We start from the raw sequence: 12,446 nt of genomic DNA on the forward strand, positions 1-12,446 counted from the left end.
GTCGAGCGGAGGTGCTGGTGAGCGAGGTCGTCGGTCGTGGCACTGTGCTCGCCGGGCGCTACCGCGTGCTCTCCGCGGTCGACTCCGACCTCGAGGGCGCCAGCGCGTGGCAGGCAACCGACCAGATCCTCGACCGGGCCGTCCGGGTCCGGGTGCTCGAGTCCGGGGCCGTCGCCCCTGCGCTCGACGCTGCCCGCCGGGCCGCGCTCGTCACCGACCCCCGGCTCGTGCGCGTGCTCGACGTCGGGTCGCACGACGGCTACGGCTACGTCGTCTCCGAGCAGCTCGTCGGCCTGTCGCTCGCCGAGCTGGCCTCGCGCGCACCGCTGACCGCCGACCAGGCCCGTGCCGTCGTCGGCGAAGCCGCCGCCGCCCTCGAGATCGCACGCCGCCGCGGTGTCCACCACCTCGCCCTGCGCCCGTCGGTCGTGCACGTGAGCCCCGACGGCCGGGTCCTCGTCGGCGGGCTCGCGCTCGACGCCGCCCTGCTCGGTGACGCCGGCGGCGACGCGCGGTCGACCACCCGCGCCGACGCCGTCGGACTGGTCCGACTGCTGTACGCCGCCCTGACCGGCCACTGGCCCGGCGATCCCGACTCCCTGCTGCCCACCGGCGGCGACACCCTGCCGCTCGCCCCGCTCGTGAACGGCTCGCCGGTGCCGCCCGCCGAGCTCGTGCCGGGCATCCCGAACGACCTCGACACGCTCTGCGCGGTCACGCTCGGCCCCAACGACGACGGTCCGCACAGCCCCGGCGAGCTCGTCCGCGAGCTCGAGCCGTGGGGCGAGATCCGCGCGTCGGGACTCGGCGAGGACTCGGCCGTGGCCGCCACCACCGTCGAGACGCAGTTCCCGCCGACCGGTGACGCCGCTCCTGAGCCGGGGCCCACGCTGGTCGAGGGTCTCGCGGTGGCGCCCGTCGTCGTGCAGCGGCAGTCCGTGCGCACCGCGTTCCAGGTCCCCGAGACGCAGCCTCCCGGCGCCAACCTGCCCGGCACCCCGCCGCCAGCGATCCCCGCCAAGGGCAACACCCTCGGTGGCGGCGCCACACCGGCCACCGGCGCGCCTGCGGTCCCGCCTCCGCCCGTGGTTCCCGTCGCGGCGGCCGCTGCTGCGCCGGCCCCGGCCCCGGCCCCGGCGCCGGTTCCTCCTCCTGCTCCTGCTCCTGTCGCTCCGCCGCCGCCCACGGTCTCGCGTCGGCCCGTCGCGCAGGCCAAGGCCGCCGCCGACTTCGACGACGTCATGGGGGTCGACACGCGCGACGTCCCGATCGTCGCGCGCCGTTTCGACCCGACGGCGCTCGTGCTGATCATCGTCGGCATCGGCGTGATCATCGGGGTCATCATCGCTGTCCGCACGCTGTTCTCCTCGTTCGAGCCCCCGTCGCCGTCCACCGACGACGGAGCAGCGGCACCGTCGCAGAGCGCCTCGGCGTCGGCGCCGGCAACCGCTGAGACTCCGGCGGCACCCCCTGCCGAGGCCCCCGTCGGTGGTCCGCCGGTCATCGCCTCCGCGACGACGATCGACCCCTCCGACGCGGACGGCGAGCACCAGGAGGACGCGGCCAAGGCGTTCGACGGCGACCCCTCGACGTTCTGGTACACCCAGACCTACAAGCGGGCCGACTTCGCCGGGTTCAAGCCCGCCGTCGGCTACGCGATCACGCTGGCCAACCAGACCACCGTGAACGCCGTGACGCTGCGGTCGAACAGCCTGGGCGGGCACGTGGAGATCCGCGCGACGGACGCCGCGCACCCCACCGACGGACCGGTCCTGGCGTCCGGGTCGTTCGGCCCGGAGGGCGTCTTCCCGCTCGCGCCGCCGCCCGACACGCAGTCGCTCGTCCTGTGGATCACCGAGCTGCCGACCACCGCCGACGGGTCGTTCCGGCTCGAGCTGACCGAGGTCTCGCTGTCCTGAGCCCGCCTCGCGCGCGCTGCTTGTCGGTGCCGGGCGTCATGCTGTTCACGGAACATCTGGCGCCTAGGATCTGTTGATCCCGACAGCCTCCACACCCGACCCGCAAGGACCCACACCGTGACCGACCAGACCACCGCAGCGCCCGACTCCGTGCGCGACCTCGTCATCGTCGGATCGGGTCCCGCCGGCTACACGGCCGCCATCTACGCCGCGCGCGCGGGCCTCGCCCCGCTCGTCATCGCCGGGTCGGTCACCGCCGGCGGCGCGCTGATGAACACGACCGAGGTCGAGAACTTCCCCGGCTTCCCCGACGGCGTCCAGGGCCCCGAGCTCATGGAGCAGCTGCAGAAGCAGGCCGAGAAGTTCGGCGCCGAGGTGCTGTGGGACGACGCCTCCTCGCTCGACCTGACCGGCGAGATCAAGGTCATCGAGACCTTGAACGGTGACACGTTCCGCGCCCGCGCCGTCATCCTGGCCACCGGCTCCGCGTACCGCGAGCTCGGCCTCGAGGACGAGAAGCGCATGTCCGGCCGCGGCGTCTCGTGGTGCGCCACCTGCGACGGGTTCTTCTTCCGCGACCAGGAGATCATCGTGGTCGGCGGTGGCGACTCCGCCGTCGAGGAGGCGACGTTCCTCACCCGGTTCGGCAAGCGCGTCACCCTCGTGCACCGCCGCGACCACCTTCGCGCCTCGAAGATCATGGCCGACCGCGCCGCCAACGACCCGAAGATCGAGTTCGCCTGGAACTCCGAGGTCGTCGGCATCCACGGCGACGCCAAGGTCACCGGCGTGACGCTGCGCGACACGATCACCGGCGAGACCCGCGAGCACCCCGCGACCGGCGTCTTCGTCGCCATCGGCCACGTCCCGCGCTCGGAGCTGCTCGTCGGCCAGGTCGACCTCGACGACGAGGGCTACGTGCAGGTCGTCGGCCGGTCCACCGCCACCAACGTCACCGGGGTCTTCGCCTGCGGCGACCTCGTCGACCACACCTACCGTCAGGCGATCACCGCGGCCGGCTCCGGCTGCGCCGCCGCCCTCGACGCGCAGCACTTCCTCGCGTCGTTGGGCGACCTGGTCGCCCCCGTCCCGCCCATCGAGGCCTACGTCCAGGAGATCGTATGAGCACCACCGTCGTCACAGACGCCACGTTCCAGGCCGAGGTCCTCGAGTCCGAGATCCCCGTGATCGTCGACTTCTGGGCCGTCTGGTGCGGTCCGTGCCGCATGGTCGCGCCCGTGCTCGAGGAGCTCTCGAACCAGTACGAGGGCCGCGTCAAGATCGTGAAGGTCGACGCCGACGAGAACCCTCAGCTGGCGGCCGACTACAACATCGTGTCGATCCCGACGCTGAACATCTACTCCGGTGGCGAGCTCGTCGCGTCCCGCGTCGGCGCCCGCCCGAAGTCGATGATCGCCGAGGACATCGAGAGTGTTCTCGCCTCCGTCTGACGCCTGTCCTCGAACGCCCCCGTCACCACGGTGCCGGGGGCGTTCGCGTGCCCGGGTGCGTTCCTCGTGTCGGGACGCTGCCGGGACCTCGGGGTGCACCGTGCGAAACTCATGGGCATGAGCGAGACACCCATGCCCGCCGGCGAGACGTCGGGCCAGCACCCCACGTCCTCCGCCGCCGGCACGGGCACCCGCCTCGACCGCTGGCTCGGCTCCTACGCCGAGCGCACCCACGGCATGCGCTCCTCCGAGATCCGGGCCCTGTTCGCCGTCGCCAACCGGCCCGAGGTGGTCTCGTTGGCGGGCGGCATGCCGTTCCTCGAGGGACTGCCGCTCGACGTCCTCGGTGAGCTGGCGCAGCGCGTCGTCGCCACGCGCGGCATGCAGGCGCTCCAGTACGGCTCCGGCCAGGGCGACGAGACGCTGCGCGAGCAGATCCTCGACGTCATGGCGCTGGAGGGCATCGGCGCCCACCCTGACGACGTCGTCGTCACCACCGGTTCGCAGCAGGCACTCGACCTGGTCACCCGCATCTTCATCGACCCGGGCGACGTCGTCGTCGCGGAGGCGCCCTCGTACGTCGGGGCGCTCGGCGTGTTCCGTGCCTACCAGGCCGACGTCGTGCACGTGCCGATCGACGCGGACGGGCTGATCCCCGCGGCCCTGGAGTCTTGCCTGGCGTCCCTGGCCGCCGAGGGTCGGCGTGTGAAGTTCCTCTACACCGTGCCCAACTTCCACAACCCGGCCGGGGTCTCGATCTCTCTGGCTCGTCGGCCCCAGATCCTGGAGATCGCCCGGCGCTACGGCGTCCTCGTCCTCGAGGACAACCCGTACGGCCTGCTCGGCTTCTCCGGCGAACCGATGCCCGCCCTGCGCTCGCTCGACGACGAGGGCGTCCTGTACCTCGGGTCGTTCTCCAAGACGTTCGCGCCCGGCTACCGCGTCGGCTGGGTCGTCGCGCCGCACGCCGTGCGCGAGAAGCTGGTGCTCGCCAGCGAGTCCGCGATCCTGTGCCCGTCGAACGCGTCGCAGATCGCGATCTCGACCTACCTCTCGACGTGCGACTGGCGCGGCCAGATCAAGAACTACCGCGAGCAGTACCGCGAGCGGCGCGACGCCATGATCTCGGCGCTCGCCGAGCACCTCCCCGAGGCGTCCTGGAACGTGCCCGACGGGGGTTTCTACACCTGGGTCCGCCTGCCCGAAGGGCTCGACGCCAAGGACATGCTGCCGCGGGCCGTCACCGCACGTGTCGCCTACGTCCCCGGGACCGCGTTCTACTTCGACGGCACCGGCGCCGACCACATGCGGCTGTCGTTCTGCTACCCGACGCCCGAGCGCATCCGTGAGGGAGTCCGCCGGCTCGCCGGCGTCGTCGCCGGGGAGCGTGAGCTCGTCGAGCTGTTCGGCACCAGCGGTTCGTCGGGTCCCGACGACGTCCAGTCGCCGGCGCCCGACGTCGCCTGACCCTGCCCGCTAGGTCGTGATCAGCCACCTCGCCCTCGACGTCCTGCCCCTGGAGCCCCTCACGTGACCACCACCTCGTCGCCCCGGGTCGTCGTGCTCGCCGGGGGCCTCTCCCACGAGCGCGACGTCTCGCTGCGGTCCGGCCGACGGGTCGCCGACGCCCTGCGTTCCGTCGGCGTGGACGTCAGCGTGCACGACGTCGACTCCGACCTGGTGCCCGCGCTGACGCAGCTGCAGCCCGACCTCGTCTGGCCGCTCCTGCACGGGACGAGCGGTGAGGACGGCTCCGTTCGCGACGTCGTGCAGATGCTCGGGCTTCGCCTGCTCGGGGCTGGACCGCGCGAGAGCCGCGTCGCCTGGAGCAAGCCGATAGCCAAGACCGTCGCCGCGCGAGCCGGGCTGTCCACGCCCGACTTCGTGACGCTGCCGCAGACGCTGTTCCGTGAGCTGGGCGCGCGGCAGGTGCTCGAGGTCATGGTCGCCCGGCTCGGACTCCCCCTCGTGGTCAAGCCGTCGCGCGGCGGCTCGGCGCTCGGGGTCACGCTCGTCACCAGCGCCGAGGACCTGCCGCAGGCGATGGTCGACTGCTTCGCGTACAGCGACACCGCGCTCGTCGAGTCCGCCGTGATCGGCACGGAGGTCGCGGTCAGCGTCGTCGACCTCGGCAACGGGCCGTTCGCGCTGCCGCCCGTCGAGATCGTCACCGACGGCCCCTACGACTACGACGCCCGCTACAACCCGGGCCGCACCGAGTACTTCGCCCCGGCGCGGCTCTCCGACGAGGTCTCGCGCGCGGTCATCGGCACCGCGCTGGCGGCGCACAACGCCCTCGGACTGTCGGGGCTCTCCCGGACGGACCTGATCGTCGACGACGCCGGCACGGTCTGGTTCCTCGAGGTCAACGTGGCGCCCGGGATGACCGAGACCTCGCTGCTCCCGCAGGCCGCCGAGGCCGCCGGGCTCTCGCTGGGCGCGCTCTACCGGTCGATGGTGGATGCCGCCCTAGCCCTCTGACCTGCTGATGTGGTCGACTTGTACCGAAGAATCCTGCAAGAAAGTACATGAGCCCGCCACCTCCCGGTGACGGGCTCATGTCTGTGGTTCCTCAGCCCTTGAGCAGGCCCGGGTCCTCGGGTGCAAGGCTGGCAAGGATGCGGTTCAGGTCCTGGACCGAAGCGAACTCCACGGTCAGGCGACCCCGGGACTTGCCCAGGCTGACCTTCACGCGCGTCTCGAACCGGTCGGACAGACGCGCCGCCAGGTGGTCGAGGGCCTCGTTGCGCTGACCGGCGACCGGCGCCGCACGCCTCGCGGTCGGCTCCGCGTCTCCCCCGAGGGACACGATCTCCTCGACCGCCCGGACGGACAGGCCCTCCGCCACGATCCGCTGAGCCAGACGCTCCTGGGCAGCCGCGTCCGGGAGGCCGAGCAGGGCACGAGCGTGGCCGGCCGACAGGACACCTGCGGCGACCCTGCGCTGCACCAGCGGCGGCAGCTTGAGCAGGCGCAGCGTGTTCGAGATCTGCGGACGGGAGCGCGAGATGCGCGTCGCCAGCTCTTCGTGCGTGCATCCGAAGTCGTCGAGCAGCTGCTGGTACGCGGCAGCCTCCTCCAGCGGGTTGAGCTGCGAGCGGTGGAGGTTCTCCAGGAGGGCGTCGCGCAGCAGGTCCGCGTCGTCGGTGTCCCGGATGATCGCCGGCACGGTCGCCAAGCCGGCGAGCTGCGTCGCCCGCCAGCGCCGCTCGCCCATGATCAGCTCGTAGCCGTCGCCCACGTCGCGCACGACGATGGGCTGCAGGACGCCGATCTCCCGGATCGAGCCGACGAGCTCCTCGAGCGCGTCCTCGTCGAACACCGTGCGCGGCTGACGCGGGTTGGGCCGGATCGACAGGACCGGAAGCTCAGCGAACCGGGCACCGGGCACCGGAACCAGGCCCGTGCCGTCGTCCTCGGCGGGCCGGCCCGGCTCCTGCGGGAGGTCCCACTCCTGCACGGGCGTGCCGTCGGTGAACGGTCGCTCCTCGGTCAAGGTCGCCGTCGCCACCGAGCCGCGGCCGTCGGCTGCCTCGGCAGCGGTGGCCAGGACGGCCGTCCTCGGCGCGGAGACAGCGATCTCCCCCAGCTCGGCGTCGACCGACGGCGTGCCCTCGAGGTCGGTCGCGGCGCTCTCGTCGGAGGCTGCTTGCGCGGCGGCTTCTGTTGCTGCCTGCTCGGCCGCCTCGGCTGCCGCCGCCTCGCGCTTCGGGTCCGGGAAGAACACGTCGACCGGGCGCTCGGCACCCGTCGGACGCTGGCCGTCCAGGCCGGTCGGGATGAGGGCCCCGAGGCCCCGGCCCAGACCGCGTCGCTTCTCGCTCACTGTTCCTCCTGCTGCACGGCCATCGCCGGCTCATCGATGTTCTGGTCGGCAGGTCCAGCCTGCTCGCGTTGCGGGTCGTTCTCCGGGATGCGCGCGTCTGCGGCGCGCGTGGCGCCGTCCCGAGCGGTCTCGTCGGCGCTGCTTCCGGTGGCCGCACCTCGCTCCGCGACCTCGCGGGCGGCCTCGAGGTACGCCAGCGCACCGGTGGAACCCGGGTCGTAGGTCATCACGGTCTGCCCGTAGCTCGGCGCCTCGGAGATCCGGACGGAGCGCGGGACCGTGGTGCGGAGCGTGATCTCCGGGAAGTGCGTCCGCACCTCGTTCGCCACCTGCTGCGCCAGGTTCGTGCGGGCGTCGTACATGGTCAGCAGGATCGTCGACACGTGGAGGTTCGGGTTCAGGTGCGCCTGGATCAGCTCGATCGTCTTGAGCAGCTGGCTGAGGCCTTCCAGCGCGTAGTACTCGCACTGGATCGGGATGAGCACCTCGCGGGCGACGACGAAGGCGTTGACCGTCAGCAGACCCAGGCTCGGCGGGCAGTCGACGAACACGTAGTCGATGGGCTCCAGCCCGTTGTCGATCCGCCACGTCAGGTACGTGTCGAGCGCGTTCCGGAGCCGGGTCTCACGCGCCACCATCGAGACGAGCTCGATCTCGGCGCCTGACAGGTCGATCGTCGCCGGCAGGCAGAACAGGTTGGGGACGTCGGGGCTCTCCTGCACCGCCTCCGACATCGGTGCGCCGTCCACCAGCACCTCATAGATCGACGGCGTTCCCGAGCGGTGCTCGATCCCGATGGCCGTCGATGCGTTGCCCTGGGGGTCGTTGTCCAGGACCAGCACGTTGAGTCCGGACTGCGCGAGAGCGGCCGCGAGGTTCACGGTCGTCGTCGTCTTGCCGACGCCGCCCTTCTGGTTCGCCACCGTGACCACCCGGGTCGTCGGCGGACGTGGGAACCGACGCCCCCGCAGCTCGATGCGGCGGCGCGCGTCCTGCTGCAGCTGGGCCATGAGCGGGGTGTCGTCCGAGGCCTCCGGCAGGCTCTCGACCAGCGCGGCGCGCCGTCGCTCGTCCGGGTCGATCTCGGTCACCGATGCCTCCGCCATGCTGTTGCTGGTCGTCGGGTTCTCCGACCCACTGTCGAACCTCGAGGCGGGAGCTTCGAGAACGTGCCCTTCGCTGCTGCTCACGGGCGCCGCGCCCCCGGACACCGTGCTGTTCTCACTACCGCGCGCCGCCGCAGCCCCTGCAGCGCTACGACCCGTGGTGATCGCGTCATCCCATGATTCGCTCGTGCCAGCTTCTGCCTCGTTGATCGAGGCAGCGTCCGTGGTCTCCGCCGCACCGTGTTCCGCGTCAGGCCGTCCTGCTGTTGCTGGAGCACCTACCGTGGATGCCGTAACCGACGCTACGTCCGACGGCTGCGGCTCGATGCTCTGGGAATCGGTCGTCGTTGTTTCACGTGAAACAGGAGCCGGCCGATCGGCGACGGCGGCCGCTTCCCCGTGAGGAGCTTGCGCGACCCCGTCCCGCTCGACGGTCAGCGAGCGAACCTGGCTCGCCCATGCGCCGCCCGCCGTCGACGAGGCGGTCGGACTCGATACGGCAGCGGGATAGATGCTGCTCACTCCGCTGCTCGCGGCGACCGGCATGCCGCTCCCTTCGGCGCTCACGACGTCCCGGCCACCGTTCACTCCCGAGCTCGCGACGGCCGGGGCGCCGTTCGCTCGAGTGGTCGCGACGACCGGCGTGCTTGTAGCGCCGGTAGTCGTGACCGCGGGCGTGTCATACACCGCGTCCGCCACACTCATCCGGGTCACGGCCGCGATGGTCACGTCGGATCCGGCATCCCCCGGGGCGTTCGGATACGCGGCGCTGGGCGGAACAACTGACGCAGGTCCACCGTCGAACGACGCGGGAGCCTGCTCGTTCGCCTCGACGTGCTTGGCCGGAGTCGACTCGGACTCGTCCGACCGGCCCTTCTTCCTACCGAACACCAGGCACAGCCTCCCGTACTACTCGCACAACCCGCGTCACGTCGACTCCCTCGATCGTCGGTGCGTCCAGGACGACGGCCGGGCCTGCGCCGAGCTTTCGCCCGACATGGCGGGCCTCCTCGACCTCGGTCTCGGCCTTGCTGCCCTTCAGGGCGACGAGCGTCCCGCCTGCTCTGAGCAGGGGCAGAGCCCAGCGGTAGAGCTTGTCGAGCGCTGCGACCGCACGGACCGTCACCGCGTCCGCGACGAGGTCCCCGTGCACGTCCTGCGCGCGGCCGCGACGCACGACGACGTTGTCGAGCTTGAGCGTGGTGGCGACCTCGGACAGCCAGTCGGTGCGTCGCTCCATCGGCTCGAGGAGCACGACCTCAGCCCCAGGGATCATCGCCGCAACGACGATCCCAGGCAGACCGGCCCCGCTCCCCAGGTCGACGATCCGACCGGTCTTGGGAAGGAACGGGACGACAGCGGCCGAGTTCAGCAGGTGCCGCTCCCACAGCCGCGGCAGCTCTCGCGGGCCGACCAGACCCCGGAGCTCACCCTCGCTCACGAGCAGGTCGTGGAATCCGAGGACCGCGGGCCACGAGGCGCCGAAGAACGTCGCTACTCGAGGGTCACCCTGCAGAGGGTCGGCTCCGTCGACGACCGTCGACCGAGCTTCCGTCACTGTCAGATCTCCTCGGTTTCACGTGAAACGAACCAGTGGCCACCGTTCGATCCCGAACTATCAGCGGGTGCGCCGGACCTCCCACCAAGGCGGTCGATCGCGACGCCTACGGTACCGTGCGCAGCCCTCCCCACCCGCCATCCACACTCACCGGTTCACGACGTGGGACGCCGACACAACCGGCGTAGCCACGAGGCTCCGGCAGGATTGTGGGCGTTCGCCAACCCGGCCCCAGCGATGAAGGCCCAGGCGGGCCGATGCAGGAGGGACCGGGCTGGTGACCGGTGGCACCGCCTGTGCGCGAGAGCAGACATGCGCGTGGTCGGCCCACCGTGGCTGTGGAGCGCCATGACGCGGAGCCTGAGCCGGCGACTCACCAGACGCGAGCCCGTCCGACTCCTCTGCGCATCCGCCACACCGCCGAGCGTCCGAATTCGCCGCGGGTAGACCTTCGTCGGAGTGCCCTTCCTCAGGAGCCGACGCTTCCGATCCCGTCCATGCGCTACGTCGGATGACACGCGGGCCCCGGTCTCTGGCGCCGTTCACGGGAAACGGCGCGCTTGCGTCCTCCTGCCGGGAGCGCGGCCCGACCAGCCCCGAGCTGTAGTCGCCGAACGTGTCTTTCCTTGTTTCACGTGAAACAAGGGAATGCGGACCCAGGGACGTCGCGCCGAGCAGGACCTAGATCCCGTCGGCAGTCAGCACGTCGATCCCGTCGGCAGTCAGCACGTTCAAGCGTGACAACGCATTAGCCACGTCGGGTTGCTGCCAAGTCCTCGCTGTTGAGAGACCGCGACGACGCCGGCCGTCGTGAAAGTTCTTAGCGGGATCGGAGCCTTGTCGATGTTTCACGTGAAACGGTCCGCCGGTCCTCACCTGCCGCGAGCGTAACGTGACCAACCCAGAGATGTAGTCGACGTACGGCTCCTTCCTGCTTCACGTGAAACAGGACGGCGACGTCGCACCGAGCAGCACGTTGATCCCCGAGGTTGTGTCCCGGCGACTAGCGCGGGGCTCGCCGGCCCATTGTGCGGGACCGGGTGCTTGGCCGAGATCGACGCAGAGCGTGGACGGCTGTGCGTCGAGGACGCGTCGTGCCTGTAGCCCCTGCACCCGGCGACCGTAGGGCGAGACCGTTGCGACGTGATGGCGCTAGCCGAGTTGGAGAGTTCTTTCTCCACGTCCGCCCAGTGGGTGGGCGCGCGGCCGTAGGTCGAGGTTGGGCGGAAGCTGGCCTGGGCGTCGTCGGTGGGTGGGGTGTGACCGTGCTTGATCCATGCGTCTGTCGTGGACTGTCGCAGAGACTGAACTCGGTTCGTCGCCGCGATCGTGGTTCGAATGAGCTTGCTGGCTTGATCGCGCCCGCCTGTTTCACGTGAAACAGGACCGGGGCCCGCACGCCGCGGTCGGTGTGGCCCGCCGGTTGGAGGCTCGTGTCTCGCGCTCAAGCTCAGGAAGGGAGCGGGCCGAGCGCCGCCTCGCGCGACGTCTCTATGCGTCCGATGCCGTGGCAACGCAGTGCGCGGTCATGCTTGAGCGTGCTGACTGCCGACGTCCCGCCTTCTGGATAGTTCGCCTGGCACAAGACGGGGACACGCATGCGCCCGGCCGCGGTGACCGAGATCGACGGAGCTCCACGCGGCGGACGGGTGTTTCACGTGAAACGGCGGAGGCGTCATCGGAAGCGCGTGACGTCGAACACCACACGGGTCGGCTGGAGCGTGTGCGGCGGCTGGGTCGGCTCCGCGACCCAGGTGACGACCGGTGATGCCCGCGTGAGCGCTCATACATCCGTCCACACACACCACTCCCTGTTCCACGTGAAACAGGGAGCATCCTCGGCAACCGCTTGAGCACGCAACGCCGGCACACATCGCCCCGTTTCACGTGAAACAACGAGCGTGTCCGTCGTCAACTAGCCGCGCATACACCGCGACACCGATGCCCCCGGGGATCGCCGTCCCTACGGGGTGGAGTTGTTTCACGTGAAACACAAGAAGGGCGAGCCGTCAGGCTCGCCCTTCTTGCAGCGCGTCAGAGGGCGCCACAACTCACGATCACGCGGGACGGATCACCACGTGACGCTCGGGCTCGACACCCTCGGAATCGCTCGACAGACCGGCCGAGGCAACGGCGTCGTGGACGACCTTGCGCTCGAAAGGGTTCATCGCGCTCAGTGCAACCGAGGCACCGGACTCCTTGACGCGCTCGATGGCCTCGGTGGCGACGGTGACGAGCTCGGCCCGGCGAGCGGACCGGTAGCCGGCGACGTCGAGCATCAGACGGCTGCGCTCACCGGTCTTCGCCTGAACGGCCAGGCGCGTCAGCTCCTGCAGGGCGTCGAGCACCTCGCCGTCCGGGCCGGCGAGGCGACGCAGGGAACGGTCCGCCGGGTCCTCGGAGACGATCTCGACAGCGGCTCGACCGTGGTCGACGTCGATGTCGATGTCACCGTCGAGGTCCGCGATGTCGAGGAGCTCCTCGAGGTAGTCGGCAGCGATCTCGCCCTCTTCTTCGAGGCGCTTCGTGCTCGCGGTCTCGACGGGGGCTTCAGGCTCGGTTGAGGTCATGAAGGGCACTCCGATC

At 70.8% G+C, this 12,446-nt stretch carries 9 protein-coding genes; 5 read left to right on the plus strand and 4 right to left on the minus strand.

Going from position 1 to position 12,446, the window contains the following annotated elements; translation table 11 throughout:
• The first annotated feature begins 17 nt into the window (after positions 1-17).
• From AC1DUE_RS01885 to AC1DUE_RS01905, 5 genes are all read left to right on the plus strand, one after another.
• Positions 18-1,919 carry a protein kinase family protein gene (locus AC1DUE_RS01885; RefSeq protein ID WP_477037680.1) on the plus strand — a complete coding sequence of 634 codons (1,902 nt, stop codon included), beginning with the start codon at positions 18-20 and terminating at the stop codon, positions 1,917-1,919.
• 117 nt (positions 1,920-2,036) lie between these two features.
• Complete coding sequence (gene trxB, locus AC1DUE_RS01890) at positions 2,037-3,044, plus strand: thioredoxin-disulfide reductase (protein ID WP_477037681.1); 1,008 nt, start codon at positions 2,037-2,039, stop codon at positions 3,042-3,044.
• Positions 3,041-3,370, plus strand: coding sequence for a thioredoxin (trxA, locus tag AC1DUE_RS01895; RefSeq protein ID WP_477037682.1), 330 nt, complete (start codon positions 3,041-3,043; stop codon positions 3,368-3,370). Before trxB ends, trxA begins: the two co-directional genes overlap by 4 nt.
• A 117-nt stretch (positions 3,371-3,487) precedes the next feature.
• Positions 3,488-4,837 carry an aminotransferase-like domain-containing protein gene (locus AC1DUE_RS01900; protein WP_477037683.1) on the plus strand — a complete coding sequence of 450 codons (1,350 nt, stop codon included), beginning with the start codon at positions 3,488-3,490 and terminating at the stop codon, positions 4,835-4,837.
• A gap of 63 nt (positions 4,838-4,900) precedes the next feature.
• Positions 4,901-5,851: a D-alanine--D-alanine ligase family protein gene (locus AC1DUE_RS01905; protein ID WP_477037684.1), complete on the plus strand. Its 951-nt coding sequence runs from the start codon at positions 4,901-4,903 to the stop codon at positions 5,849-5,851.
• Between the two features lie 91 nt (positions 5,852-5,942).
• Here the strand turns inward: AC1DUE_RS01905 and AC1DUE_RS01910 are convergent, their stop codons facing one another.
• From AC1DUE_RS01910 to AC1DUE_RS01925, 4 genes are all read right to left on the minus strand, one after another.
• Entirely contained in the window at positions 5,943-7,196 is a 1,254-nt protein-coding gene (locus AC1DUE_RS01910) for a ParB/RepB/Spo0J family partition protein (RefSeq protein WP_477037685.1), read from the minus strand.
• Entirely contained in the window at positions 7,193-8,287 is a 1,095-nt protein-coding gene (locus AC1DUE_RS01915) for a ParA family protein (protein WP_477037686.1), read from the minus strand. Before AC1DUE_RS01915 ends, AC1DUE_RS01910 begins: the two co-directional genes overlap by 4 nt.
• An 895-nt stretch (positions 8,288-9,182) precedes the next feature.
• Positions 9,183-9,860: a 16S rRNA (guanine(527)-N(7))-methyltransferase RsmG gene (gene rsmG, locus AC1DUE_RS01920; protein ID WP_477037687.1), complete on the minus strand. Its 678-nt coding sequence runs from the start codon at positions 9,858-9,860 to the stop codon at positions 9,183-9,185.
• 2,057 nt (positions 9,861-11,917) lie between these two features.
• Positions 11,918-12,430: a Jag family protein gene (locus AC1DUE_RS01925; protein ID WP_477037688.1), complete on the minus strand. Its 513-nt coding sequence runs from the start codon at positions 12,428-12,430 to the stop codon at positions 11,918-11,920.
• Positions 12,431-12,446 lie beyond the last annotated feature (16 nt).

The organism is Cellulomonas sp. P4_A2, from assembly GCF_056402515.1.

Coding starts and splice junctions, on each gene's coding strand:
- AC1DUE_RS01925 (WP_477037688.1), bottom strand. CDS start 12,430: ATGACCTCAACCGAGCCTGAAGCCCCCGTCGAGACCGCGAGCACGAAG.
- trxA (WP_477037682.1), top strand. CDS start 3,041: ATGAGCACCACCGTCGTCACAGACGCCACGTTCCAGGCCGAGGTCCTC.
- AC1DUE_RS01900 (WP_477037683.1), top strand. CDS start 3,488: ATGAGCGAGACACCCATGCCCGCCGGCGAGACGTCGGGCCAGCACCCC.